The sequence below is a fragment of the Pseudomonas sp. GYB4201 genome, from assembly GCF_056312595.1.
In genome coordinates, this window is sequence record NZ_JBWGIG010000003.1 from 97,218 (window position 1) to 121,699 (window position 24,482).

Sequence of the window (24,482 nt, forward strand, 5' to 3'; positions counted from 1 at the left end):
GGTGGCGCCGCAGCGAGCAGGCTATGCCGCCAACGTTGAACCTAATCGGGCGAGTAGCGCTGCCTGGCCTCCCAACAACATTTCCAACTTTTTCGCCAGCAGGCAATAGCGGAAAAGCGGATAGTCACGATCTACTCCTGTACCTCCGTGAACCTGCTGCACGGCATGGCTGACCCGATGGAGCGCCTCGCAGGCAAATATAGCCGCGCACAGGACGGCCTCTTCAGTCTGGCTGCCTTGCGGCTCGGTATCGACCAGGCTCACGGCCTGTTCCTTGAGGCTGCGCAAGCATTCGGTATCGATGTGACAATCGGCCAAAGCGTGCGCCACGGCCTGAAAACTGCCGATTGGCTTGCCAAACTGCTGCCGCTCCCGGCTGTACATGGCGCCCATGCGGGTCATTTCTGCACAGACGCCACACGCCATGGCGACTGCGGCCGCCCGCTGGTACAACTGGGCCTGGCGGACAAACTCGGCTGTCTGCGCTGCCGTAACCAGCAAAGTGGCCGACACGCCGTCAAGCGCGAGATTGAATACGTATTCACCTGAAGTGCCGGTGTGGCGCTGCAGATCAATGCCAGGCGCCTTGAGGTCAAAGGCGAACACACCCACTCCCTCCTGGTAACGCGCCAAGGTCCAACAGATACCGGGCTGGTCGGCCAATGCCACCCGCGACTTTTGCCCCGTCACGCTCCAGTGCTCACCTGACCGGGTGGCAGTTGCCTTTGCTGCGAGGGGGTCGGGTTGGCTAGGTTCGGCAAGCGCCTGGGTAACTATGCCCTCCCCTCGCGCCAATGCTGTCAATGGCGCCATCAGGCAGTCAGCCGTGCCCAGCGTCTGGATTGGCATCGCCCCGCCTATCAAGGCTTCCAGCAACGGCACCGGAGCTGCCGCTCGCGCCGCATGTTCGAGCAATACGCACACTGTCTCAAACCCTTCGCCGAGACCTTGATACCGCTCCTCCAGGCCGATGCCCAACAACCCTGCCTGCGCCAGGGTCTGCCACAGTGGGAAGTCGTGGTAGCCGCTGTTGTCAAGGCCCCGCAGACGAGTCTGATCAGACTCGTGGGTAAATATCTTCGACGCCAGCTCAGCCAGTTCCTGCTGGGTACTTGTAAGGGAAAAATCCATGGCCAGCTCCTAACGAGGTAGTTCCAGTGCGGCATGCGCAATGATGTTACGTTGAATTTCGTTGGCACCGCCGCCAAAGGTCTGCACGCTTCCTTTGCGGTACCACTTTTCGATCAAGCCATTGGCAAGCACATCCGCGCCTTCGCGCAACAAGGCCTGGGGCCCGAGAATCTCGATCATGAGCCGGCCCAGTTCCACGTAAAGTTGCGAGCCATATACTTTGGTCACAGAGGCTTCGACCATTCCGCTGCCGCCATTGCTCATGACCCACAAGGCTTTGCGGCAAAGCATCTTCAGCCCCTCGAGCCTGGCCCTGGCCAACGCGAGATTGCGTTGCACCCAGGGTTGTTCAAGCAAGTGCATGAAGTCGGGGTGGCTGCGCAGAAGGGTGAGAGTCTGATCATAAAGCAAGGTCACGTAGCCATAGTTGACCAGGGAGAGGCGTTCCAGATTCAACTGCGCGGTCATCAACGGCCAGCCACCGTTTATCTCGCCAACGCGATAAGCGTCAGGTATCCGCACGTCCTGGTAATACGTCGCGCTGGTGTCCACACCCATGGTGTGGATGACGGTACAGGAAAAGCCGGGGGTGTCAGTGGGAACAAGGAAGAGGGTTATGCCCTTGTGACGCTTGGACAAATCCGGGTCGGTGCGCGCCGCCAGCCAGATGTACTGACTGAACTGAGCACAACTGGTCCAGATTTTCTGGCCGTTGATCACCCAGTCATCGCCATCACGTACAGCGCGAGTACGCAGACTTGCCAAATCACTCCCGGCTTGAGGCTCCGAATAACCGATGGCCAGATAGGCCGAGCCCTCCAGAATCTCGGTCACCACCTTGTCCCTGAACGCGCCCCGGGCGTGGCGGGCGACCATGGGTCCAATCGAGTTGGCCGAAAGTGCTGGCCAGGGAAACCCCGCGCGCTTGGCTTCTTCGACCAGCAAGTACTGCTCGACAGGGTCGGCCCCCTCACCGCCCAGGTCTCTGGGCCACGACAGTTTTATCCAGCCATCGTCGCCCAGCTGCCTGAGCTTGCGCCAGTACACGGGCCCACCGCCGTGGGCGAGGCTGGGCTGTTGGAGCTCGGCCTCGAAGTCGGCCGTCATCATCTGCTCGGTCATGTATGCGCGCACCCGATCGCGAAACTCAAGGTGCTGACTACTGAGCTCGGTGTTCATGCGTTATTCTCTTGTTGTTTAAGTACGGCTGCTGGCGATGCTTTGCTTCGCCAGCGTCGATATCGACTATCCCCAAGTGGGAACAGGGCATGAAGGACATAAAACCACTTTTTAGCTCACTAATTTTCGGCGCCGACCATGCCTGACGGTAAGAAGCTGTGCTTAGCCCCACTCAGGGACTACCGCCATGCAGCCCATCAATTGCTGGCCGGGGTACGTCGCGACCTGGGGGATGATGCCAAGGTGCGCACCCTGGCGCAGGTGGGAGGGGCTGGCGCCCCCATGGATGCCCATCAGTTCGCACGCCTGCTGAGAGCCACGTCCCAAACGCTGGACGATGAATTTTTCGGGCTCACCTCGCGCCCTGCTCGCCACGGCACCTGCGCCATGATGGTTGATTTGATCTTGGGGTGTGCCACGCTGGGGGCCGCGCTGGAGCAGGCCTGCAACTTCATGAGGATCGTCACTGACGACTTGCGCCTGAGTTACACGCTACACGGCGATACACTGGAAATTGCGTTAGAGGTCACCGACGGCCACCGAGATCCGCTGGGTTTTCTTGGCGACTACTGGTTGTTGTATTTGCATAATCTATTCAGCTGGGTCATCGGCCGAAGGATCGCACTCAAGGAGTTATATTCCACGTGCTCGGAAGCCCCCACCTGTGACCGCCTACTCAGCTACATCCGCCCCAGCTGGAGCTACGGCCACAGTCATAATGCGCTGGTGCTGAGTGCCCATTACTGGACGGCCTCCATTGTGAGAACACGTGGCGAATGGCACGCGAATGTCGAGCGAATCATCGGTCAGGGCATACTGGGTTGGCCTGATGGCCACGACTCATGGACGTACAGAGTTCGTGGATTATTCAATCAGACGTTCGAGCGCCAGGCAGGGGTACCCAGGCTAGGCGACGTAGCCGCGCATCTGTGCGTCTCACCGCAGACTTTGCATCGCTATCTACAACAGGAAGGCAGCAGCTTCCAGCAGCTGCTCGATGAGTCGCGAAAAGACCATGCCATCGAATTGCTTGAGCGCCAGCACCTCAGTGTCGAAGCAGCGGCGCAGCGCCTGGGATTTTCCGAAGCGCGTTCGTTCAGTCGAGCCTTCAAGCACTGGACAGGGCTCAGCCCCTCCCAGCTTGCATCGAGACGGTAATTCACGATTCGCCAGGTTGGCGGACCCTTGCGGTGATCCAATCGAAGCTGCCGTTCCCCCCCGACGGCTAGGACTCGGCCACGCACTGTAGCCGCTGCCGCGAGGCTGCGCTGGCCCCTGAGTACGCCAAAAAAACATCTGCAGTGTGGTCGAGGGCCAGCGCAGCCTGGGTCAGCGGCTACAGTGCTGCGGCTGGCCATCCGCAATGGCTCGAACGCGGACTGATACCAGGGAGGCGTTCCTGGCTGCTGTAGCGAGCCTGACGACCCAAACAGGCTGGGTGCTACTGGGCACAGTGGCCACTGTATGGGAATTAAAGAGAGAATCTGTGCCTGGCTGCCCTCGCCTCTACCCGATAGCATCATTGCTTTCACGACAACCGGCGTAAGCAAATCTTCAACCAGCCATCGAGGCACGATAGGTGCGACGAGGGATCGAAATGCTCGACAGTACTGCGGTACTCACCGTTTTCTGGGTTTACCTGGCGGGGGTGGTCATTCCGGGGCCTAACTTCATCGCCGTTGTTCACAAGGCAGTTGCCGCGACACGGTCTGAGGCGCTGGCATTAGTCGCAGGCATAGTGGTCGTGAACCTGCTCTGGTCGGGCTGCGCGATTACGGGCTTGGGGCTTATATTTGCAGCCTTCCCTTGGGCGGTGCTGATCGTGAAGATACTGGGTGCAGCGTATCTGATGTGGTTTGGCGTACGCCTTATCCTGAACGCAGGCAAGCATCGCGACTTACAGGCAGACGAGAACTCGGTTCGCAGCCTGCGAAATGCCTTCTGGCAGGGGGTCGTCACTAACATCGGTAATCCGAAATCCATAGCCTTTTACGCAGCCGTCTTTTCAGCAGCCGCTCCCGCTCACGTCTCGGCCATCACCTTTACTTCAATGTTAACCGTCGTAGTGATCGTTTCAGTTACTTGGTATGGGCTGGTTGCGCTAGCATTATCGCAGTCAAGGATCGCTTCGGCGTATCAGAAAGCGCGGAAAATGATTGACCGCCTGTGCGGCGGCCTGATTCTGGGTTTGGGCCTACGACAGCTGGCCTAATTCCGGAACAGCACCTGAGACAGCTAGAGTGTCAGCTATCGGCCCAGGGTGTATAAAAACACCTCCGCGAACCCTTGCTATGATTTCCGATGATTTTATCGCAGGGATCCCCCATGAAGCGCTTTATTCAAGGTGAACATCGAGGCCAAAAGCACCTTGCTTCCCGAAAGCCTCGACGATTACGTCACGGATATCAATCCGGTGCGCGTAGTAGACATCTTTGTCGACGAACTCGGCCAGCGAGCGCACCTTCAGAATCCCGGCATCATTGTTAAAGATCATTGTGCATCGACCAAGAAAAGCGTCCCGTAGCTTCCTTTGAGTACCCTGTGCCGTTTACCGGCAGGAACCACCTGAAAATCCCCCGCGCGCATGGCTATCGTCTCGCCTTCGATTTCAAGAATCATCTGCCCGTCGATGAGGAGCAGGGCCTCATCAAATCCATTATGGGTTTCATAGGGAATACCATTCACATCCATCCGGATTATTTTAAGATTGGCCCCTCCCGTAGTGCCTAGAATACGCGATCGCCAAGCATGTGGAAGCGATGAAGCTTCATTAATCAGATTCCTTGCCATACTCTCCCAACTTCCTTCCTGGCAGACATTTAAGACAAAGCTTTTAAGCTCAGATTTAACCCAACAACGCTAGGCAGAGAAGTTACATGGATAGCTCAGGGCGACATAAGACTAATAAGGCATAACTATAGTCACTGATGCCACCCCTTGGTTGGACTGTATGAAAATCGCGCTTAGCAGGCCTCAAACCGCAGGCATTCAGAAAGCGGGCCAAAGCAAGCGCAGTTGAGCTTCCACTGCGCCCCATGCCCCTAGCCTTAGTTGCGAGTTTAGGAGTAATGCCCTCCGACATGGTCAAAACCTTTGCGAGCGTTCGACGCCAGCATGCGCCGCCTGGGCCTCGAAGCCCTGGATCTGTCATGACACAGCTGGCGATGATGGTCAGCTAGCGGGTTGCCAGATCAAGCCCCGGACGGTCCAGCACGCCGGCGAATGCCCAACTCATGGTCATCGTCGCCATGTCGAGGCAGATCTCTTCGCGCGATTGCGCCAGTTGCGCGCCGGTATGTGCGCCGTGGGCATGTTGAACAGCTCCAGCCGGGGTTGGTAGGTGGTATGTCTGGGCAGTTGATTGATGCTCATGTCCTCTCCTTGCCCACAGGGGAATCCCGCTCCAGTCGCCTATCGGGTGACATGCACGGTGCTGGAAAAAGCCATGTTGAGTGTGTTGAGAGCACACCCACAGTGCTGATTCCACACCGCTGGACGGCCCCACCGCCACACACATCACGCAAGCCGATACCGCAACCTGTGCTGGCCCGTGTTCACGCTGCAGCCCTCAGCACACCCTCAGGCCCGCGCAGCCTGGCGACAGCGGTTACAGAGGACGCCGCTGCAGTTGCGCCACGTCACGCACCGCGCCGCGCGCTGCATTCGACGTAAGCGCCGCATATGCCTGAAGCGCTGGCGACACCGTTCGTTCGCGCGCCTCCGGCAGCCAGGCACGTTCCCCCTTTCTGACCATTGCCTGATAACGCGCCCTTAACGTCAGCTCATCTACCAAAAGTTCAATGCAGCGACCAGGAATGTCGATCCTGATCAAATCCCCCGATGCTACCAACCCGATCAGCCCACCCTCCGCGGCTTCAGGCGAGACGTGGCCTATGGACAGCCCGGAGCTGCCGCCGGAGAACCTGCCATCGGTCAACAAGGCGCAGTGCTTGGCCAGCGCCTTCGATTTGAGGTAGCTGGTGGGATACAGCATCTCTTGCATGCCCGGCCCGCCTTTGGGTCCCTCATAGCGGACGACCACCACATCGCCCGGTGCAACCTGGTCACCCAGGATCCCGGCCACGGCGGCTTCCTGACTTTCGAACACTATTGCCAGGCCCTCGAACACCAGCATCGAGGGGTCCACACTGGCGGTTTTCACGATACAACCTTCTGGCGCCAAGTTGCCAAACAGCACTGCCAGGCCACCGTCCTTGCTGAATGCCTGCGCGGCGCAGCGAATTGCACCCGCTGACCGGTCGGTGTCGAGACTTTGCCAACGTTGCGCCTGGCTGAACGCCCGCTGGGTGCGGACATTGCCTGGCGCGGCGCGGTAAAAGGTACTGACCTCTGCCACGGGGTTACGCGCGATGTCCCAGCGCTCCAGCGCGTCCCCCAGCGTGGCGGCGTACACCACAGGGACACCGGTGTCGATTAAGCCGGCGCGGTCCAGTTCGCCCAGGATGGCCATGATGCCCCCAGCCCGGTGCACGTTTTCGATGTGCACTTCATTGCTGGCCGGCGCCACCTTGCACAGCCAGGGTACCTTTCGAGATAGCCGGTCGATGTCGGCCATGCTGAAATCCACACCGCCCTCGCGCGCGGCCGCCAGCAAGTGCAATACGGTATTGGTCGAACCGCCCATGGCGATGTCCAGGCTCATGGCGTTGAAAAAAGCCGCCCGGCTGGCGATGTTGCGCGGCAGTGCGCCGACATCGTCCTGTTCATACCAACGCTTGGCCAACTCGACGATCAGGCGGCCGCTTTGCCGAAACAGGCCTTCGCGATCAACGTGAGTGGCCAGCACCGTGCCGTTACCCGGCAACGCCAGCCCCAGGGCCTCGGTCAGGCAATTCATCGAGTTGGCCGTGAACATGCCCGAGCAGGACCCACAGGTGGGGCACGCGGCCCGCTCCACCGCTGCCACTTCCTCATCGCTGTAGGCGTCGTCGGCCGCGATGACCATTGCGTCGATCAAGTCCAGGGACTGATGTTTGCCCTTGACCACGGCCTTGCCCGCTTCCATCGCCCCACCGGAGACGAACACCGTGGGGATATTCAGGCGCATGGCCGCCATCAGCATGCCGGGGGTGATCTTGTCGCAATTGGAGATGCACACCAACGCATCGGCACAGTGCGCGTTGACCATGTATTCCACGGCGTCGGCGATCAGTTCCCGCGATGGCAAGGAATAGAGCATGCCGTCATGCCCCATGGCGATGCCGTCATCCACGGCAATGGTGTTGAATTCCTTGGCCACGCCGCCTGCCTCAACGATCTCCTGGGCCACCAGTTGGCCCAAATCCTTGAGGTGTACATGGCCAGGCACGAACTGCGTGAAGCTGTTGGCGATGGCAATAATGGGCTTGCCGAAATCGGCATCGGTCATGCCCGTGGCGCGCCACAGGCTGCGCGCACCGGCCATATTGCGGCCGTGGGTGGTGGTTCGGGAGCGGTAGGTGGGCATTTTGAGTCCTCTTGGGCTAACGGTCTGGACTCAGGCTGATGACTTGCCCGATGATTATGAAATCTATTATTCAAGTGCTATTAGGTCGCTGGAGATATAAGCAATGGACATTCGCCAGCTTCGGCATTTCGTCGCCGTGGCCCAGACCCTGCATTTCAGCCTGGCCGCGCAACGGTTGTGCATGACCCAGCCGCCGCTGAGCCAGTCGATCATGGCGCTGGAGCGCGAGATCGGCGCGCCGCTGTTCACCCGCACCAAGCGCAGCGTGGCGTTGACACCGCTGGGCGCGCAGTGGCTGCCCAAGGTACTGGCGGCGCTGGAGGGCATCGATGCCCTTGGCCCTGCGGCCCAGGCCATTCTGAACGGCGACGCTGGCACGCTGGCGTTGTCGTTTGTCAGCACGGCGGACTACAGCATCCTGCCGCTGCTGGTGCAGCGCTTTCGCAGCCTGTACCCCCAGGTGGAACTCAGCCTGATGGAGGCTACCAGTGACGTGCAGCTAGCCGCGCTGCTGGAGGGTAAAGGCCACGTTGGCATCGTCATCGCCGACCCCGGCGCCAGCGTCCCCGAGCCCCTCGTTTATCGCCCCCTGGTGAGCGAAAGCCTGGTGGCCGCCGTGCCACAGGCATGGATCGACGATGGACGGCTAAGCGATATCGAAGGTCGACTGCCCGCATCGGCCATGATCACCTACCCGCTGGTGGTCTTCCCCCGGCGCGCCGCACCGGCGTTCCATGACCTAGTCACCGGTTACTACACAGCTTGCGGCGGCAGCCTGCAGGTCGCCCAGCACGCCATCCAGATGCAGACCATCATCAGCCTGGTGTCGGCCGGTATGGGCATTGCGCTGGTGCCCGCTTCGCTGCGGCACATGGCGCGTTCCGGGGTGCGGTACCTGGACCTGGACGGCAACGCCCCGCAGCTTGAAACCGGGTTGGTGTACCGGCGCGAGGACCGCACGGCAACACTGGCGAATTTCCTGGCAATCGCGCTGACGCCAAGCAGCCCTCGTCAAACCAACACCCCTCCCCCATCGACTACCACGGTTTGCCCAGTGGAATAGCAATTGACGATAAAAAATAAATAGACTTGGGCGATATCGTCAGCTTCCCCCACACGCCCCACGGGCAGCGCGGCGGTGTTGGTGGTACACGGGTTGTCGCGCTCAGCCTGGGGCATGGGCGCCCATAACGCCGTGCGAACCAGGCCAGGGCTCACCAGATTGCCCCGAATCGGTGCCGGCTCTAAGGCCAACGCGCGCGTGAACGCCTCCATGCCACCGCAGATGCTTGCCCCCGGTTGTCCAGCCCATCTGCGGGCGCAGGCCGACGACGCCGTGGTTGGCCACCGCGTCATCCCAACTTGGCCATCGCTCACCTGTTGCGCCCCCCGCCCCACGCTAAAATGGGACCGTTCGCTTCAGTGCGACGCCGGGCAGGCTTTGCGCCTTACCACCGCTTCACGGGCCCGTCCGGTCCTTGGTCAATACCCTTGATATTCAGGCGCCTCCGGGCGCCTTTTTTTGTGCGCCTGTAGCCGCTGCCGCCGGGTTGCGCGGGCCCTGTGCCCCACCGAAACTATCCAGCGCAGCCTTCGGCTGCGGCTACAACGCCGGCGCCCCACCGAACGACGTTGCGGCTACAGGTTATTGCGGGCCATAAAAAAGGGCAGCGTTTGGCGCATCATCGGGCTGCAGGTGCACCTGCGGGCTGACCATATTGCCGCCGTGCTCTCCCCAGCCCATGAAATTCTCGCCCGCCTCCCAGCCAGGCAGGCGTTGTACGTCCTCGGCTGTTCCCTGAGCGTGTCGAATGGCACGGACAGGTACTGGTTCTCTTCCACAACAGCGCCGCCCCCTGGGCCATTTCGGCGTCCTCGGTCTCCTCCGGGCAACACTCGTTATCCCATTTATGGCCACCGGGGGTGACCTTGGTGGCGCCGTTAGCCTCGGCAACCTCGGTCATCGCCACCATGATCTGCAGGCGTGCCTCACGGCCATAGTTGGGATGGCGCCACAGGAAGCGGGTGTCGTCGCGGTGCAATGGCCGCTCGCCCTGCCTTGGTGAATCTGGATAGCCTGGATCATGCCGATCTGGATCTGCGGCGTCACCATGGTGCGTTCCTGGCCAAACCAGACCTGAATCGCTTTCTGCAGGATCTTGCGAGCAGCGCCCAGGTACAGCGGGTGCATGACCACATCCACCACCTGCCGGCAACGGGCGAACAAGCGGTTGGCACGGCGGGTGGAGGTGCCGACGAAGAGGTTCTCGTGGCCGAATATAGAAGTGTCCAGCACCGCATCGATTTGCTGCTTGAGCTCCTTGAACGTATCGGCGTCCAGGAAGTCGGCGATGATGACGCCACCGTCGCGCTCGATGATCTCCACCACCTGGTCGACGGAAGCGCTACGTTGCAACGTAACGAGTGAAGGCTTGGACATGGTCATGTTCCTTGTGAAGAACGTCTGGGGGGAGATATAGGGCTGCCCCCGGCGGCTTGCAGGTGCCTGTCAGCCAAAAAGCCGGGGAACAGCGGCCATGTCAGAAGCTCCAGGTGACACTGGTTTCAAACAGGCTGGAACGGTTGTTGTCGCCGTACATCTGCTTCGCTGCATCGCCCGGCAAGGCCATGCCGTACAGTGCGCTGACGGTGACGGTCGGGGTGACCGTCCAGTTGGCGTACAGGTCCACCTCATTGCCGAAGTCGCGGCTGGTGACACCATTGGTGTTGGCGTTCTCAAGGCGGTAGTGATAGCCGATCAAGCCCAACCCCACCTCTTTTTGCGGTTGCAACGCCAACTTGAGCATGTCGATGTCCAGGTTGGTATTGAACAGCATGTATTCACCCACGATCTCACCCTGGTACCAGGTGCCGTACTCGCCGCCGTACCCGTACGTCATTGGGTCGTAGTCGTCGGAATACTGGGTGCGGCGATAGCTGATGATCGGTGTCCACGGCAGGTCAGTGAAGGCGTAGTTACCCTGGGCGTACCAGCCGTGGGCCGTCTTGTGGTCATCGCCACCGCGTTCCCAGACGTATTCGCCCGCCACCGTGAATTGCGGCACCGCGCTGAATGGCGTACCTTTGGCGCGCAGGTCATACACATCAACGCCGTTACGCGCGGCGTTGTCGACATCCAGGGTATGGTAGTAAGTGGCACCCAGGGTGCCCCACGTGTCGCGCCACTCAAAGTTGGCGCCGCGCAGGCGCAGGTGTTCCTTGTAATCCAGATAGTCGATGTTTTCGTTGGCGCGCAGGTCAAACAGATCTGCGTGCACCTTGCCAGTGTTCAACTGGGCGATCAGGGTGTTGCTGAACGCGGTGCGCGGGCCGATCCAGGCAGCGCCATCCTTGCCCTGGTCTAGATGACCGTCGCCAATCAGGAACCCATTGTCGATCATGAAATTCTGGCGACCGGCACTCAGCGTGATCGCGTCTTTACCCAAGGACGGGAACAGGTCAGCACTTTTCCAGCCTACATAGGCCTGCTCCAGGCTGATGCGTTCCGGGTCGTCATGGGTCAGCCCGGCGGCGTCGCTGCCGCCGCGGGTCATCGCCCCTACCGCCGACACGCCGCCAAAGAAGGTGCCGATGCTGGTTTGTGGTCCGGTGAGTTTGAACCCCGGCAGCACGAAGCCTTCGAAGCGGCTGGAGGTGCGATCCACTGTCAGCCCGGAACTGCTGATGCGGCCACCAAAGGCCTGATTCCTGTCATAGAGATACGCCGCGCCCACGGTCATGCTCGGCTCAACCAGCACATCGCCGATCTGGAAGCTGTCGAGTGCGAAGCTTGCGCTTGCGTACATCACTCCGGCACCCGCCGCCAAACTGCGAACCAATCCTTTCATAGCTGCCCTTCCCCATTAGTCGATGATACAAACTGGCTAGTTGCGGCAGATTGTCTGGGTTAAGCCCGGCGCGCTAAAGGCGCAATCGGGTCAAAAAAAGGGATCAAACACGACACAAGCACGCGCACTTGTAGCCGCTGCCGCCAGGCTGTGCGGGCCCTTGTGTACCCTAGAGATATTCAGTGAGGCACAGGGCAGCCTGGCGGCAGAGGCTACAGGATGCTCAGTGACGGACCTGGGAGCGGTATTGCGAGGGGGTGCAGCCGCTCCAGCGCTGAAACGCGCGCCTGAACGCGGCCGGCTCACTGAAGCCCAGGTCCTGCGCCACGCGCGCAATCGGTACCTGGCGCACCAGTAATTCCTGGGCACGCTGGTACCGCGCCTCCCCCAGCACCTCATGAAAACTGGTCCCTGCCGCGCGCAGGTGGCGCTGCAGGGTTTTGCTGGAGCAAGCCATGGATGCGGCAATGTTCGTCAGCGAGGGGGACGTATCAAAGCGCTCGCAGATGGCCGAACGCACATTGGCCAGAAAGTCCCGCGGGCTTTCCAGGCGCGATTGCAAAGTGGAGCAGCGGGCCTTCATCTCCAGGTGGGAAACGGCATGGGCGCAGGGCAACGGGAAGTCCAGCCAACGGGCATCGAATGACAGGCAGTTGGCCTTGGACGTATCAAAGTTCACCGGGCAACTGAAATACGCCTGGTACGGCGCGGCTTCCGCCTGTTCGGTGCCATTGAGGTTCACGGCCAGCACAGGCAAGGGTTGGTACAGCAGGTCGGCGATGATACTTTGCAGCGCCGTCAGGCTGAACTCGATCGCCAGTCGGTGCAATTGGTCGTCCACGTCGAAATTGGCGCTCACGGTCAACGAAGCCACGCCGTGTTCCTGCACCAGGCCCAGACTGAAACCTGTCCCCAACGGCAAGGGATATTGGAAAAACAATGCCAATGCCGCACGCAAGTCACTGCTGGACAACAGGGTAAATCCGAACAGACCGTAAGCCGCCAAGCGGCAGCGGGTACCCAGCTCCAACCCCAGGTGCGCGGCACCGGTCAGGCGCAGGGCATTGCGCAGAATCAACAGTTCCTCTGCCGGGGTAATCAGCTTGTCGGCATCGTCCAGGTCTGCGGCACGTACCTGGGTACCCGCCAGCAGGCGCTCGGTGGGGTGGCCCAACCCGGTGACATACGCGTTCACCAGGCCAATGAAATGCAAGGTCGCCAGTCGATCGATGTCATCACAAAGCGTCGGCATAGGTCCCTCATCTTCGGTGGGCGGTCAGCGCTGAGCATAAAGCTGCGCGGGCAACCCCCAACAGGTGAGCAGTGACCTAAAAAACGGGTAGCGGTGGCCGGTCAGCCGGCGCGAATCATCAGCAGCCACATGTGCAGGGTGGTGGCCAGGGTTTCTTTCCAATGCTGCTCCAGCGCGCCGATCTGCTTGTTGTAGAACAGCAGGCCTTCAATCTGCGAGGCAATGAGCGTGGCGAAAATTTCCGAGCGCGGCACCGTGAGTTTCGGGTTGACCTCCCGTATCAGGGTAGACAGCACCCGGCAGAACTCACCGTAGATGGCCTTGAGGTGATCGCCGATGGCCTTGTCGTGTTCGGCCAGGGCCCAGCTCTGGAACGAGAACGATGCAATCCAGGGGTCCAGCGCCGCGGTCATGTCCTGTTCGATGACTTGGATCAGGCGCTGCTCGGGGGTCATCGCCGTGTTCTGGGCAATTTCCACGAACTGGGTGACGAACACCTCGATTTTCGCGCGAATCATTGCCAGCAGCAGGTTCTCTGTGGTGCCGCAGTAATGCTGCAGGTTGCTCAGGCTGATGCCCATCTCGCTGGCCACCCGGCGCGCCGAAAACTGCGCATAGCCGTCGCGGACAAACAGCGTCGCGGCAGTCTCGATGATTTCTTCGATGCGTTGCACACGTTTCTTTTCGCGGGGGCTGGCGGTGCGCTCGAACAGCGACTCGGCCCGCGAGGTTTCACTAAACATCGACAATGCTCCAAAGCGTTTGTTTCCTGACTACAGCATGCCTGCGGGCGGCGCTACGGCGCAACCTTGGCCGCTTGGCCATGACTGCAACAAAATCGTCACGACGGATCTTGACGTAGGTCGAATGACCGTATCTTATAGGTCGTTCGACCTTTTATCAAATCAAGTCGCCGAGCCACGAGAGCGACCGATCGCCACGCTTGCGCAACACCCCTACTTTCGCCCTCCCCGGCCTGCCATAACCGAGTGAAACCATCCTGCTCCAGCCCTGTGCTGGAGTTGCACATGGCAAGTCGACGAGGGCAGTCCGATGGTATTTGTAGAAGCATCTCCCATTACCCCGCAAGACAAAGTGTTTTCGACGGCCGAATGGCAGGCGCTAAACAATCACTGCGCGGCGCACGACGTCACATCGGACACGCCTCACACCCGACTGTCGCTGGACCAGTGGCTCACCACGTTGACCCGCCACTGCCAGGCCGATGCCGATCCCTTGCTGGCTTTGCGCGTGGGCCAGGACATGCACCTGACCGCCTACGGCATGGTGGGCTTTGCCCTGCTCAGCAGCGCCAACCTGCGTGAAGCCCTGGAGGTGGCTAACCAGTTCGCCCTGCTGATGATCCTCAAGCATCGCCTGCTGCTGAGCGTGGACGGCAATTGGGCGCACATCCTGTTGCAGGAGTCCTTCCCGTTGCTGGGCGCCGCCAGGCACTACAACACCTTGCTGGAGTCTGCCAAGCTACTGACCCTGCTGGGCGATATCCTCGGCCACGGTTTCACCGCCCAGCAGGTCAGCCTGAATGTGGCTGGCGATACCAGCGACGCGCAAGCCATCTCCCGCACCTTGGGGGCACCCACCTATCTCAACAGTACCGAGAACCGCATCAGCTTTTCGCGCCAGTTTGTCGAACAGCCATTGCCGCAATCCCAAGCAATGACCTATCAGTCCTGCGAGGCGGTTTGCAGGGACCAGATGCGCGAACTCAGCCAACGCTACGACCTGTGCTACCAGGTGCAGAAGTTGCTGCTGGCGACCCCGGAGCACATTCCCTCGCTGACCGAGGTCGCCGCGCGCCTGCACCTGTCGCCCCGCACCCTGCGTCGCAAACTGGAAACTACGCAGAGCTCCTACAACCAGATCCTGGAAGATGTGCGCAAAAAACTGGCCATCCGCTACCTGCTCGACACGCCGCTGACCACCGAGGCCATCTCCGAGAAGCTCAGCTACAGCGATGCAGCCAACTTCCGCCACGCCTTCAAACGCTGGACCGGCACCGCGCCGCGGGCGTTCCGGGCGCAATACCGTGACAATGATTGGACAATGCCCGCGCCGCATACTTTGCCAGGGGCCATGGGCAATGCCCGCTACGCCCCAGCCTGACCGCCCTTCAACAAAAAAGGCGTCCCGCATGGGACGCCTTTTTTGTTGAGCCTATAACGGTTACATCACAAACCTACCGACACCCATTTCGGGCCAGCCGGGCCACATCGCGGTAGCCGCTCTTCTGGCTTACCGTCATGACCAGGAGCATCGCCAGGTAATAGGCCAGCACGCACACCGCCATGGTCGGCATCGTCGTTCCCACGTAGCGGAACGACGGCCCCACGGCCAGGGTCAGCGGGTCAAACAGCGTCAGGTACACCACGGCACCGAAGACGATGGTGGCCATGGCGACCCATTTGACACCGCCCCACTACCAATCGGCGCCTTGGGCATTTTTCACGAACAAATGTGCAAGCATCACGCGCTGGCCGCGCAATACCAGGTAATCGGTGAGCATCACTACGGCCATGCCGGCGAAGATCGCACTGTTGTAGGCCAGCCAGTTCATCACATGGCTGATCAACCATTGCGTGTTGAAAGCCACCACCGGCCCCGGCAACAGCAATACCAGGATGCTCATGTCCCAGCGCATACGGGCGAAGAGGCGCACCTGGTGCACCGAGACACCGGCAAAATAGAAGAAGCTGATCAGCATGCCCAGATTGGCCAGCAGCAACAGCGACACGATCACTGTACCCAAGCCCACGTACTCAACAGGTGCGGCGCGGCCAAATTACCGGTGCTCTCCCACAAACGAAAAGCCCTTGGCCGCTGCCGCAGGCTGCGCGGGCCATTGCAGATGTTGAAGCGGTTAAGTAAGGCGCTTTACAGGCCGACGGTAACCTTCTTCGCTTTCCATTGCGCAAGGTTGCGGTAACCACCCTTCTCACTCGAAGCAATCACCAACCGCATGGCCGCGTAGTACGCCACGATGCACAGGGCAAAGGATGGCATCGCCGCGCCCAGGTAGCGGAACGAGGGCCCTACCGCCAGGGTCATGGGGTTGAACAACGACAGGTAAGAACACACCCCCAGTACAATCACGCCCATCGCCACCCAGTTCACGCCGCCCCAGTACCAGTAGGCACTGTCGCGCGTCTTGACGAACAGGTGGGCCGGCAGCACCTGCTGGCGACGCAACAGCAGGTAGTCGGTCAGCAGGATGCCGGCGATGCCGACGAACATGGCGCCGTTATACGCCAGCCAGTTCATCACGTGGGCAATCAACCAATCGGTCTGGAACGCCACCACCAGCCCGGGCAGCAACAGGATGCCGATGATCATGTCCCAGCGCATGCGGGCAAATACACGGATCTGCTGCACTGACACGCCCGCTAGGTAGAAGAAGCTCACCAGGGTGCCCAGGTTGGCCAACAGCAGAACGCAGACGATCACCGCGCCCAGGCCATTGCCAGCGGTCTTCACCACCCACTCGGCAGGTTCGGTAGAGCCGGTGGCCACGGCCGCAAGCGCTCCCACGGCGGTAGTGAAACCTGCGCCCACCAGGCCTGCGCCCAGCAGGCACGGCGTGACCAGATGTTTACGCTTGTGAATCAACCGCGCCATGCCGCCGAAGAACGGCACGATGGTCAAGGCGTTGGAGGCACCAAATTCCACCCCGTAGGCCAATTGCAGCAGCGGGTCGGTGGTGTACGCAAGCTTGGCGTCAACGTTGGTGTGCCACAGCGCCGAGAAGCTGGTGTCCCGGGTGATCAGGTACAACAACACGGCAGCTATGATCAATACGGCTGGAGACGTGTAGCGCGTCAACATCGCCACCATGGCCGGCCCCTTCCTGAGCAGCAGCCAGACCAGCGCCAGCATCACCACCGCCACTACGGTCACCACCTGCGGATCGATGCTGCCACCGGGATGGAACAGCACCTGGTACAGCCGGCCAGCGGCCTGGCCGGTCATGGCCACCAGCACGAAGCCCCAACCCAGTGTGGTGATCAGAATCATGAACAGCAGCAGCGCCGATCCACGGGTGCCCAAGGCACTCTTGGCGGCATCCACCGGATCCACGCCATGCCGGAAACTGATCATGCCAGAGGCCAGGTACATCGGCCCCAGGGTCATCATCAGGCCGATCATGTAACCGATAATACCGATGGCGGTATTACCGATGTACGCCAGGGAGGCGCCGAACAGATAGCTGTAACTGGCAGCACCCAACGCAATGGCAGCGTTGAGCAACGGCCCGAAACTGGTGTAAAGGCGCCCGCTGCCCGCCACGGGCAGACGGCCTGCCAGGGTTTCCCGGGAAATCAGCCCGCCTACATCTTCACCTGAAGTGCTCATGGTCAACCCTCGATCAGATGTAGAAGCCCACCAGGGCCCAAAGGACAATACCGGCGATAAACCAGGCGGCGGCGCTGAAAATGATCGAGCCCGTGGGCAGGCTGGTTTCATCGCTGAGGTTTTCGGGCGAGTTCAAGGCGACCAGGCTTTTAACCAGATCAAGGTCAAGATCACCGATCGATTCATCGATCAGGAAGGAATGGTCGCCGGCAATATGAAGGCTGGATGCGTCACGCATAAGCTGCTCCTGAAACACGGTAGAGGGCAGGAATTCTGGAAAGTCGTTGTTCTTATTTAACGCAGCGGCGTCCTGGCGGGGTGGACCCTTCCGGGTCCTGTCATCCATTTCCCTTGGACGCTTCGATTATGCGCCGGCCACATTCGGCAAACAGGTGCAGAGGGGACATTTTGCGGGATGTTGCGGCCCCTCTGCCATCCTGCCGCCCAGTGGCCAATCAGTCCGGGCGACGGAACACTTCGTAGACGGCCGGCAATTCATCGGCCTGATGGCCGCGGGCGGCCGTGGTGTCCACGCAAACGGCGAAAAACTGCAGCAACCGATAGTCGACACCGGCATTGCGAGCACGCTTGAGCAGCGACTGCACGCCCAGCGAGTGCACGTGAATCGAGGCTTCGTTGCCCGAATAATCCTGCGTGTCGATGGCGTCGATGCTGCGCTTCCAGGTGCTCTCGATCACCGGCTTGAACGCGGCCAGGGCGGTCTTGAAGTCCTTGATGTCGACCTGCTCGGCCTGCAGCATCGCCGCGCTCTGCATCAGCGCGAAGGTGTTGCCGTAATACATCGTCAGCAGACTGCCGTCCAGCAGGTTGGCCGCCGACGGATTGGCGCCGACGTAAGTCATGCGCCCGCCCAGAAGGTTCAGCGCCACTTTGTGACGTGCCCACACGGCCTGGGGGCCGGAAACCAGCAGCAAGCACTCCGGACCACCGACCTTGGTGGGGTAATCCATGATGGCGCCATCCAGGTAGTCCACACCGATCTCGACCGCCCATTGCGCACCGGACTCGGCTTCCTTGCCGTCACCGGTGGTCAACTGCACCACGGTCTTGCCCTTGAGCAACCCCGTGACGCTGCCCTGGTGAAATAACGCATTGCTGGTGGCGTAGTCGGCCAGGCACACAATGATCAGATCTGCTGCGACCACCGCCGCCTCGAAGCTGGCGGCGGCACTCGCACCCAAGGATACCAGCGGTTCTGCCTTGGCCGCTGAGCGGTTCCATACCGTTACGTCATGGCCTGCGTTGATAAACGGCGGCACCAGGGCCGCCCCCATTTGGCCCAGACCAATGAACGTTACCTTTGAACCCTTCATGCCCATTCCTCTGTGCTGGAAAAAGATGCGCGGCGTCCACCGCACGGCACGAAGACTGTAGGCACCCGGCGTCGGGCAATAAAGGTGACAGGCGGCCAACAAAGGGTTCCGCACAGGACAGGCGTCGGCACACTGCAGCATGGCCGCATCGACGTCGAAACTTGGCCCCTGCTCACCTGTTGGGCCACATCCCAGGCGCCCTACCATGAGCCCACAAGCACTACTCAGGCGGGTCACACCGCTGCATCTCCCCTTGAAAGAGAGCGCGAACGATGAGCATCATCCAGGCTGAACACATCATGCGTAACGACCCCGCACACCTGCGGGTGCCCTTCGATCCCAAGTACGGCCATGGCTCGGCGTTCGTCAACGGCACCTACGTGGACCTGGATAACGCCGCCATCCCCATGGCCGACCTGGGCTTCACTCAGGCTGACGCCTGCTACGATGTGGTCAGCGTCAGCAAGGGCTACCTGTTCCGCCTGGAAGACCACCTGGAACGCTTTGAAAGCGCCTGCGCCAAGTTTCAGCTGACCAACCCGTACACCCAGGCCCAGACCACCGAAATCCTCATGAACCTGATCAAGCAGGCCGGTGCCAAGGAAGCCTACGTGTGGTGGGCGGTGACCCGCGGCTTCAAGCCCGGTAACGGCAGCCGTCTCAACCCCAAGGCCTATGAAAACCGCTTCTACGCCTTCGTGGTGCCGTACGTGTTCATCGCCGATGACCAACAGCGCACCCGCGGCATCGACCTGATGGTCAGCAAGCAATTCATTCGCATCCCACCAAAAGCGGTGGACCCTACCGCCAAGAACTTCCACTGGATGGACCTCAAGCTGGCTCTGTTCGAAGCCAACGCCGCCAACAAGGAATGGTCCGTGCTGTGCGATGCCGATGGTTATCTCACCGAAGCGCCGGGCTCCAACATCTTCCTGTTCAAGGATGGCGCGCTGTACACCCCCGATTCCGGCTGCCTGGAAGGCATCACCCGCAAGACCACCCTGGAGCTGGCGGCGCAACTGGGCCTGCCGCTGCACGTGGAGCGCGTGCACGTGGAGCAGTTGCTCAACGCCGACGAGGCGTTCCTGACCTCCACCGCCGGCGGCGTCATGCCGATCAACAGCGTCAACGACCGCGTATTGGGCGGCAAGGTCGGCCCGGGTGAGCTGACCACCCAGCTGCACAACCTTTACTGGACCAAACGCTGGAACGGCTGGCTGGGCACCCCTGTGGACTACAGCGAACCGGCTGCCGTTTGAGTTCATCACCGGAGGGTGGCCACGCCGCCCTCTTCCTGCATCTCTTGCCCCGACAGGTAGTTTATGGCCAGCGCATTCAAGAAAATCACCCTCGATACGCCCAAGGAAGAAGTACTGAAAATCCTGCGTGAAGACGCAGGCGTCATCATCAAGGGCATGCTGAGCGCCGACCAGGTGGCGCGCTTCAATGCCGACATTCAGCCAGAGCTGGACAAGATTCCCGCAGGCTCGTCGAAGACCAACGAGGGTGCCCAGGATTTCCACGGTGCCAACACCAAGCGCCTGACTAACCTTGTGACCCACAGCAAGACCTTCCGCGAAGAAATCATCGACCACGACAAGGTCCACCAACTGGCCCATGCCATTCTCAGCCCCTGGTGCGACACCTACTGGATGGGCACCGCGCAGGTCATCGAGATCGGTCCAGGCAACAAGGCCCAGCCGCTGCACCGCGATTTCGAAAACTACATGGCCTTCAAGGAAATGGGCATCAAGGCCCCGGACGTGATCTGCAACTTCCTGATCGCCCTGAGCCCCTGCACCGAAGAGAACGGTGCCACTCGCATCATCCCTGGCAGCCAGTACTGGCCCGACTACGATGACCGTGGCACCCCGGACATGACCGTGCCGGCAGAGCTTGAGCCGGGCGACGCGCTGTTTTTCACCGGCAAGATCGCCCACGGCGGCGGCGCGAATGTGACCACCGACCAGTACCGCCGGGCCGTAGCCTTCACCTTCAATCTGGGCTGGCTGGTGCCTGAAGAGGCCTACCCGTTCGTGGTGGACATGGCGCTGGTGCGCACCCTGTCCCCGCGTGTACAACAGATTCTGGGGTTCCGCTCGTTCACCGCCGACCTGTATGGCCTGCCGGGCCTGTGGCAGGTAAATTACGAGGAAATCGCCGACTACATCGGCCTCAATACCCCCAACTGATGCCCTGCCCCAGAACAGCTGGGGCTTTCCCTTTATCCTTCGCCGAGGTTAACCATGCCCGCATCAAATATACCATCCGTCAGCGTCCTGGGCCTAGGCGCCATGGGCAGCGTGCTGGCCCGCAACCTGCTGAACGCCGGGCTGGACGTCACCGTGTGGAACCGCAGCCCGGAACGCGCCAGTGGCCTAGTGCACGAAGGGGCCCGCCAGGCGGCCAGTGCCAGTGAAGCGATCCAGGCCAGCCCCCTGACCATTGTCTGCATGATCGACAAAGCGGCGGCATTGAGTGTACTGCAAGCCCTCGAACCAGGCCTGAGCTTGAGTGGCAAGACCCTAGTCAACATGAGCACCGGCACGGTCGACGACGTGACCCTGAGCGCTGCCTGGGTGGACCGCCACGACGGCCACTACATTGACGGCGGCATCATGTGCTACCCCAAGGATATTGGCGGCGCGGCCACCACCATCCTTTATTCAGGCAACATCGACGCCTACCACACCCACGGCCAGACCCTGAAACTGCTGGCCGGCAACCCGAAATTCCTCGGCGCCGACCCTACGGCCTGCACGCCCGCCTACCTGGCGCTCTACGCGTTCTACTTCGGTGCCTTCGCCGCCTGGATCGAAGGCGCAGTGCTGGCCTCCACCGCTGGCGTGTCGGCTGAAGCGTTCAAGACCCTGTCGCCGATCATGACCGACATGCTGGTGGAGGGCATCAACACCGCTGCCGACCGCATCACCGCCGGCAACTACAGCGGTGAGCAGGCATCGGTGGATGTCCACGTGGCCGGACAGGAAGTGGTGCTGGATGCACTGGTGCGCGCTAAGGCGCCGCATGCCAGCACTGACGCCTATCTGACCTATTGCCGCCAGGCTCAGGCCGCCGGCATGGGTGACTGGGACATCGCCGCCCTGTTCAAAGCCATGCACCCCTGACCCACCCTGCGCCCGGAGCGCCCCATCCCCACCGCCCCTACACGCGTCGCCATCATCGGCCTGGATAACGTGGGCCGCACCATCGCCCGCACCCTGGCCAACCAGGGTTTCGAAGTGGCCGGCCTGGACCCGCTGCGGATCAACTAGGTGGCGCCTGCGAGCTGCTGTGCTCCGGGCCGTTGAAGGCCTACCAGCGCTTTGCCACTGTGCCGCAGCCTGAGCCCTGCCCTGACCTACCTGGGCAGCGACTGCGGCGCCACCCTGGGCGCTTGACTCTCCCGCCCGCCGTAACCCTGTAGCCGCTGCCGGCAGGCTGCGCGGGCCCTCCCCACCTGAAGATCTTCAGCGCGCGCCGGGGCCCGCGCAGCCTATCGGCAGCGGCTACAGCCGTTCATCGAAATAAAACAGGCGATCGAATATCTGTCACTTGACCTAGGTCGTACGACCGTATTTAATCGGTCATACGACCTAGCTAGTATAACAATATTTGTTTCGGCTCGTTTTAATGCATTGCCTACCTGATAGACCAACAACAAGAGAGGGCGCTCAATCGCAGCCCTGAAAAAGGTCAGGAGATAAAAATGAGGTCAAAGACCCGTCCCGGATCCGTGGTGTTGCCACGCCCGAACCTGCTGTGCATTGCCCTTGCCTGCTACCCGTCAAGATCACCCCCGGCCTGCCCACGCCACCCCTGAAGATTTGAATGAACCGACGCGGATGATCCGTAGCCACGGCGATCGTTCGCAGTCACATTGGCTTTGCTACACCGTGAGGGCAGTACGATGGGACAGATCGAAACCACACCTATAACCTTGGATGACAAGGTCTTTTCCACTGCGGAAATCCTCGCGGCAGCCGGCCTGCTGGAGAGTGAAACACAATTGGGCGAATGCCTGGCCGCAGGGGGCATATCCCTGGCTGACCTGGCCAATCCGCATAGCAAAATCTCGCTCAATCAGCAGTCCTCGATCCATGCTGCCTTCAATCGCGCCGCCGCCAACCCGCTGCTGAGCCTGCAGGTAGGCAAGCGCTTGCACCTCACGTCCTACGGCATTGTCGGTTTTGCCATGCTCAGCAGCGCCACCTTGCGCGAAGCACTGGAAACCGCCAGCCACTTCGGCCTGTTGATCAACCTGAAGATGAGCCTGCACCTGCAGGTGGAGAATGATGTTGCGCTGCTGCAGCTCAGTGACCAATACGGACTGATCAGCCCGGAGAACGCCTTCTGGTACCACCTGGAGGTGTCCAAGTTGCTGACCCTGCTGCAAGACATCCTTGGCCGCGAGTTTGCCTGCGAAGGCATCGAACTGGTGGTGCAAGCCAACGCTCAGGAGCAAGCCGATATTCAAGCCAGCTTCGGCGTTCCGGTCAGTTTCAACCGCGAGCGCACGGCCATTCGACTGGCCGCTCACTGGCTGGACAGTAAGCTGCCACAGTCCAACAGCATCACCCACAGCAGTTGCAGGGCCAACTGCCAGGCGCAACTGCGCGAGATCGTGCAGAAGTACGACATCAGCTATCAAGTGCAGAACCTGCTGCTCAATTCCGGTGACTGCATTGCCTCGCTGTCCGACATTGCCGACCACCTGCACCTGTCGCCGCGCACCCTGCGCCGTCGTCTCGACGCCTTGGGAACCTCGTACAACGCCCTGCTGGTGGAAGTGCGCAAGAAGCTCGCAATCCGCTACCTGCTGAACACGCCCATGACCACCGAAGCCATCTCCGAACAATTGAACTACAGCGATGCCGCCAATTTTCGCCATGCCTTCAAGCGCTGGACCGGCCGTTCACCACGTGAATACCGCGTACTGAACAACGGCGGCAAATACGCTTCGCGCTTTGCTCAGCCTGCCGCCTATGGCATGGCCTGAACACCCGAGCACCACCCCCGGCATCGACCCCTTCCACGAACAGGGGGTTGGATGCCGGTCTTATTCTGAAGCGCCCATTCAACCTGACGTGGAGCCATTAGATGGACATGAATCTGGCCGGAAAAGTGGTTGTCATCACCGGTGCCAGCACCGGTCTAGGCCGTGGTATCGCCCTGCGTCTTGCCGAAGAGGGCGCCAGCCTGGTAATCGGCGACATCAACGAAGCCAGCCACCCTGGCGGGTACGATGAGCACCCCGACCTCACCACGGCCGCGCTGATTGCCGAGCGTGGCGGCCGGGCTCTGTTCCAGCATTGCGATGTCACCCGCAGTGGCGACCTGACTGCCTTGGTAGAGGCTGCCACCCGCGAATTCGGTCGTATCGACGTCATGATCAATAACGCCGGGGTTTATCGCGATGGCAAGCTGATCCATGATTTCAGCGAAGAGGAACTGGACCTGTGCCTGAACGTTAACGTCAAGGGCACTTTCTTCGGCGCCCAGGCTGCGGTTCGAGCATTCCTGCAACAGGGCGGTGGCGGCAACATCATCAACCTGGTTTCAACCGCAGGGCTTGGCGGCCACCCGTGGCAGTCGGTGTACAACATTTCCAAGGCCGCGCAGGCCAACATGACCCGTTGCCTGGCCATTGAATACGGCCATGAAGGCATCCGCGTCAACGGCATCTGCCCCACTTACGCGAAGACTGCACTGACCCGCGCCCTGCTGGAACAGCCAGGCTACGTGGACGACTTCAGCGAAAGTATCCCTCTCAAGCGCTGGGGCGAAATCAGCGACGTCGCCGACCTGGCCGTGTTCCTCGCCTCCGACCGTTCCAGCTACATCCACGGCGCGTTGGTGCGCATCGATGGCGGCGAAACCCTGTCGCGCTACTCCGTATGACC

Annotated in this window: 25 protein-coding genes and 1 pseudogene; 10 read left to right on the forward strand and 16 right to left on the reverse strand. The window is 60.9% G+C overall.

Features of this window, described 5'->3' with window-relative positions:
- Positions 1–21: 21 nt before the first annotated feature.
- Together AC0Z2B_RS03865 and AC0Z2B_RS03870 are read right to left on the reverse strand one after the other, a co-directional pair.
- Positions 22–1,131 (reverse strand): acyl-CoA dehydrogenase family protein, encoded by a 1,110-nt coding sequence (locus AC0Z2B_RS03865; RefSeq protein WP_476295213.1) that lies wholly within the window; start codon positions 1,129–1,131, stop codon positions 22–24.
- Between the two features lie 9 nt (positions 1,132–1,140).
- On the reverse strand, positions 1,141–2,310 hold the full coding sequence (locus AC0Z2B_RS03870; protein ID WP_475505568.1) for an acyl-CoA dehydrogenase family protein: 1,170 nt from the start codon (positions 2,308–2,310) through the stop codon (positions 1,141–1,143).
- 138 nt (positions 2,311–2,448) lie between these two features.
- Between AC0Z2B_RS03870 and AC0Z2B_RS03875 the strand changes: the two genes are divergently transcribed.
- From AC0Z2B_RS03875 to AC0Z2B_RS03885, 3 genes and pseudogenes are all read left to right on the forward strand, one after another.
- A complete protein-coding gene (locus tag AC0Z2B_RS03875) occupies positions 2,449–3,468 on the forward strand; it encodes an AraC family transcriptional regulator (protein ID WP_476295215.1) in 1,020 nt (339 codons plus the stop codon).
- A gap of 439 nt (positions 3,469–3,907) precedes the next feature.
- Positions 3,908–4,522 carry a LysE family translocator gene (locus tag AC0Z2B_RS03880; protein WP_476295216.1) on the forward strand — a complete coding sequence of 205 codons (615 nt, stop codon included), beginning with the start codon at positions 3,908–3,910 and terminating at the stop codon, positions 4,520–4,522.
- Positions 4,523–4,635: 113 nt separating this feature from the next.
- Positions 4,636–4,756, forward strand: a pseudogene (locus AC0Z2B_RS03885) (hypothetical protein); the annotation flags it as partial.
- 44 nt (positions 4,757–4,800) lie between these two features.
- On the opposite strand, the gene AC0Z2B_RS03890 reads toward AC0Z2B_RS03885, so the two are convergent.
- The 3 genes from AC0Z2B_RS03890 to ilvD form a co-directional block, all read right to left on the reverse strand.
- A complete protein-coding gene (locus tag AC0Z2B_RS03890) occupies positions 4,801–5,100 on the reverse strand; it encodes a cupin domain-containing protein (RefSeq protein WP_476295217.1) in 300 nt (99 codons plus the stop codon).
- A 447-nt stretch (positions 5,101–5,547) separates the two neighbouring features.
- Positions 5,548–5,682: a hypothetical protein gene (locus AC0Z2B_RS03895; RefSeq protein ID WP_476295218.1), complete on the reverse strand. Its 135-nt coding sequence runs from the start codon at positions 5,680–5,682 to the stop codon at positions 5,548–5,550.
- A 235-nt stretch (positions 5,683–5,917) separates the two neighbouring features.
- Positions 5,918–7,777: a dihydroxy-acid dehydratase gene (gene ilvD, locus AC0Z2B_RS03900; protein ID WP_476295219.1), complete on the reverse strand. Its 1,860-nt coding sequence runs from the start codon at positions 7,775–7,777 to the stop codon at positions 5,918–5,920.
- Between the two features lie 103 nt (positions 7,778–7,880).
- On the opposite strand from ilvD, the gene AC0Z2B_RS03905 reads away from it, so the two are divergent.
- Complete coding sequence (locus AC0Z2B_RS03905; RefSeq protein WP_476295220.1) at positions 7,881–8,840, forward strand: LysR family transcriptional regulator; 960 nt, start codon at positions 7,881–7,883, stop codon at positions 8,838–8,840.
- On the opposite strand, the gene AC0Z2B_RS03910 is transcribed toward AC0Z2B_RS03905, so the two are convergent.
- From AC0Z2B_RS03910 to AC0Z2B_RS03935, 6 genes are all read right to left on the reverse strand, one after another.
- The gene (locus AC0Z2B_RS03910; RefSeq protein WP_476295361.1) at positions 8,789–9,133 is read right to left on the reverse strand and encodes an SDR family oxidoreductase; all 345 of its coding nucleotides are present in this window, start codon (positions 9,131–9,133) and stop codon (positions 8,789–8,791) included. The genes AC0Z2B_RS03905 and AC0Z2B_RS03910 overlap by 52 nt on opposite strands.
- Before the next feature lie 326 nt (positions 9,134–9,459).
- Positions 9,460–9,819 (reverse strand): phytanoyl-CoA dioxygenase family protein, encoded by a 360-nt coding sequence (locus tag AC0Z2B_RS03915; RefSeq protein WP_476295221.1) that lies wholly within the window; start codon positions 9,817–9,819, stop codon positions 9,460–9,462.
- A complete protein-coding gene (locus AC0Z2B_RS03920; protein WP_476295222.1) occupies positions 9,738–10,217 on the reverse strand; it encodes a phytanoyl-CoA dioxygenase family protein in 480 nt (159 codons plus the stop codon). The genes AC0Z2B_RS03915 and AC0Z2B_RS03920 overlap by 82 nt, the downstream gene beginning before the upstream one ends.
- Before the next feature lie 100 nt (positions 10,218–10,317).
- Positions 10,318–11,583 (reverse strand): alginate export family protein, encoded by a 1,266-nt coding sequence (locus AC0Z2B_RS03925; protein WP_476295223.1) that lies wholly within the window; start codon positions 11,581–11,583, stop codon positions 10,318–10,320.
- 265 nt (positions 11,584–11,848) lie between these two features.
- Positions 11,849–12,877 carry an AraC family transcriptional regulator gene (locus AC0Z2B_RS03930; protein WP_475505574.1) on the reverse strand — a complete coding sequence of 343 codons (1,029 nt, stop codon included), beginning with the start codon at positions 12,875–12,877 and terminating at the stop codon, positions 11,849–11,851.
- A 101-nt stretch (positions 12,878–12,978) separates the two neighbouring features.
- Positions 12,979–13,620, reverse strand: coding sequence for a TetR/AcrR family transcriptional regulator (locus tag AC0Z2B_RS03935; RefSeq protein WP_476295225.1), 642 nt, complete (start codon positions 13,618–13,620; stop codon positions 12,979–12,981).
- A gap of 352 nt (positions 13,621–13,972) precedes the next feature.
- Between AC0Z2B_RS03935 and AC0Z2B_RS03940 the strand changes: the two genes are divergently transcribed.
- Positions 13,973–15,001 carry a helix-turn-helix domain-containing protein gene (locus tag AC0Z2B_RS03940; protein WP_476295227.1) on the forward strand — a complete coding sequence of 343 codons (1,029 nt, stop codon included), beginning with the start codon at positions 13,973–13,975 and terminating at the stop codon, positions 14,999–15,001.
- A gap of 73 nt (positions 15,002–15,074) precedes the next feature.
- Here the strand turns inward: AC0Z2B_RS03940 and AC0Z2B_RS03945 are convergent, their stop codons facing one another.
- The 5 genes from AC0Z2B_RS03945 to AC0Z2B_RS03965 form a co-directional block, all read right to left on the reverse strand.
- A complete protein-coding gene (locus tag AC0Z2B_RS03945; protein WP_476295228.1) occupies positions 15,075–15,290 on the reverse strand; it encodes a hypothetical protein in 216 nt (71 codons plus the stop codon).
- 24 nt (positions 15,291–15,314) lie between these two features.
- Positions 15,315–15,644 (reverse strand): hypothetical protein, encoded by a 330-nt coding sequence (locus tag AC0Z2B_RS03950; protein WP_476295229.1) that lies wholly within the window; start codon positions 15,642–15,644, stop codon positions 15,315–15,317.
- A gap of 125 nt (positions 15,645–15,769) precedes the next feature.
- Positions 15,770–17,245, reverse strand: coding sequence for a cytosine permease (locus tag AC0Z2B_RS03955; protein ID WP_476295230.1), 1,476 nt, complete (start codon positions 17,243–17,245; stop codon positions 15,770–15,772).
- 13 nt (positions 17,246–17,258) lie between these two features.
- On the reverse strand, positions 17,259–17,591 hold the full coding sequence (locus AC0Z2B_RS03960) for a hypothetical protein (protein ID WP_476295231.1): 333 nt from the start codon (positions 17,589–17,591) through the stop codon (positions 17,259–17,261).
- Between the two features lie 109 nt (positions 17,592–17,700).
- The gene (locus AC0Z2B_RS03965; protein ID WP_475505580.1) at positions 17,701–18,579 is read right to left on the reverse strand and encodes an NAD(P)-dependent oxidoreductase; all 879 of its coding nucleotides are present in this window, start codon (positions 18,577–18,579) and stop codon (positions 17,701–17,703) included.
- 272 nt (positions 18,580–18,851) lie between these two features.
- Here AC0Z2B_RS03965 and AC0Z2B_RS03970 point away from each other — a divergent pair, with 272 nt between their 5' ends.
- From AC0Z2B_RS03970 to AC0Z2B_RS03990, 5 genes are all read left to right on the forward strand, one after another.
- Positions 18,852–19,838, forward strand: a complete 987-nt coding sequence (locus AC0Z2B_RS03970) for an aminotransferase class IV (protein ID WP_475505581.1) — start codon at positions 18,852–18,854, stop codon at positions 19,836–19,838.
- Positions 19,839–19,901: 63 nt separating this feature from the next.
- Complete coding sequence (locus tag AC0Z2B_RS03975; RefSeq protein WP_475505582.1) at positions 19,902–20,771, forward strand: phytanoyl-CoA dioxygenase family protein; 870 nt, start codon at positions 19,902–19,904, stop codon at positions 20,769–20,771.
- Between the two features lie 54 nt (positions 20,772–20,825).
- A complete protein-coding gene (locus tag AC0Z2B_RS03980) occupies positions 20,826–21,707 on the forward strand; it encodes an NAD(P)-dependent oxidoreductase (RefSeq protein ID WP_476295232.1) in 882 nt (293 codons plus the stop codon).
- A gap of 782 nt (positions 21,708–22,489) precedes the next feature.
- On the forward strand, positions 22,490–23,578 hold the full coding sequence (locus AC0Z2B_RS03985; protein ID WP_475505584.1) for an AraC family transcriptional regulator: 1,089 nt from the start codon (positions 22,490–22,492) through the stop codon (positions 23,576–23,578).
- A gap of 101 nt (positions 23,579–23,679) precedes the next feature.
- On the forward strand, positions 23,680–24,480 hold the full coding sequence (locus tag AC0Z2B_RS03990) for an SDR family NAD(P)-dependent oxidoreductase (protein ID WP_476295233.1): 801 nt from the start codon (positions 23,680–23,682) through the stop codon (positions 24,478–24,480).
- Positions 24,481–24,482: the final 2 nt, after the last annotated feature.

Coding starts and splice junctions, on each gene's coding strand:
- AC0Z2B_RS03865 (WP_476295213.1), bottom strand. CDS start 1,131: ATGGATTTTTCCCTTACAAGTACCCAGCAGGAACTGGCTGAGCTGGCG.
- AC0Z2B_RS03870 (WP_475505568.1), bottom strand. CDS start 2,310: ATGAACACCGAGCTCAGTAGTCAGCACCTTGAGTTTCGCGATCGGGTG.
- AC0Z2B_RS03875 (WP_476295215.1), top strand. CDS start 2,449: ATGCCTGACGGTAAGAAGCTGTGCTTAGCCCCACTCAGGGACTACCGC.
- AC0Z2B_RS03880 (WP_476295216.1), top strand. CDS start 3,908: ATGCTCGACAGTACTGCGGTACTCACCGTTTTCTGGGTTTACCTGGCG.
- AC0Z2B_RS03890 (WP_476295217.1), bottom strand. CDS start 5,100: ATGGCAAGGAATCTGATTAATGAAGCTTCATCGCTTCCACATGCTTGG.
- AC0Z2B_RS03895 (WP_476295218.1), bottom strand. CDS start 5,682: ATGAGCATCAATCAACTGCCCAGACATACCACCTACCAACCCCGGCTG.
- ilvD (WP_476295219.1), bottom strand. CDS start 7,777: ATGCCCACCTACCGCTCCCGAACCACCACCCACGGCCGCAATATGGCC.
- AC0Z2B_RS03905 (WP_476295220.1), top strand. CDS start 7,881: ATGGACATTCGCCAGCTTCGGCATTTCGTCGCCGTGGCCCAGACCCTG.
- AC0Z2B_RS03910 (WP_476295361.1), bottom strand. CDS start 9,133: ATGACGCGGTGGCCAACCACGGCGTCGTCGGCCTGCGCCCGCAGATGG.
- AC0Z2B_RS03920 (WP_476295222.1), bottom strand. CDS start 10,217: ATGTCCAAGCCTTCACTCGTTACGTTGCAACGTAGCGCTTCCGTCGAC.
- AC0Z2B_RS03925 (WP_476295223.1), bottom strand. CDS start 11,583: ATGTACGCAAGCGCAAGCTTCGCACTCGACAGCTTCCAGATCGGCGAT.
- AC0Z2B_RS03930 (WP_475505574.1), bottom strand. CDS start 12,877: ATGCCGACGCTTTGTGATGACATCGATCGACTGGCGACCTTGCATTTC.
- AC0Z2B_RS03935 (WP_476295225.1), bottom strand. CDS start 13,620: ATGTTTAGTGAAACCTCGCGGGCCGAGTCGCTGTTCGAGCGCACCGCC.
- AC0Z2B_RS03945 (WP_476295228.1), bottom strand. CDS start 15,290: ATGGCCACCATCGTCTTCGGTGCCGTGGTGTACCTGACGCTGTTTGAC.
- AC0Z2B_RS03955 (WP_476295230.1), bottom strand. CDS start 17,245: ATGAGCACTTCAGGTGAAGATGTAGGCGGGCTGATTTCCCGGGAAACC.
- AC0Z2B_RS03960 (WP_476295231.1), bottom strand. CDS start 17,591: ATGGATGACAGGACCCGGAAGGGTCCACCCCGCCAGGACGCCGCTGCG.
- AC0Z2B_RS03965 (WP_475505580.1), bottom strand. CDS start 18,579: ATGAAGGGTTCAAAGGTAACGTTCATTGGTCTGGGCCAAATGGGGGCG.
- AC0Z2B_RS03970 (WP_475505581.1), top strand. CDS start 18,852: ATGAGCATCATCCAGGCTGAACACATCATGCGTAACGACCCCGCACAC.
- AC0Z2B_RS03975 (WP_475505582.1), top strand. CDS start 19,902: ATGGCCAGCGCATTCAAGAAAATCACCCTCGATACGCCCAAGGAAGAA.
- AC0Z2B_RS03980 (WP_476295232.1), top strand. CDS start 20,826: ATGCCCGCATCAAATATACCATCCGTCAGCGTCCTGGGCCTAGGCGCC.
- AC0Z2B_RS03985 (WP_475505584.1), top strand. CDS start 22,490: ATGGGACAGATCGAAACCACACCTATAACCTTGGATGACAAGGTCTTT.
- AC0Z2B_RS03990 (WP_476295233.1), top strand. CDS start 23,680: ATGGACATGAATCTGGCCGGAAAAGTGGTTGTCATCACCGGTGCCAGC.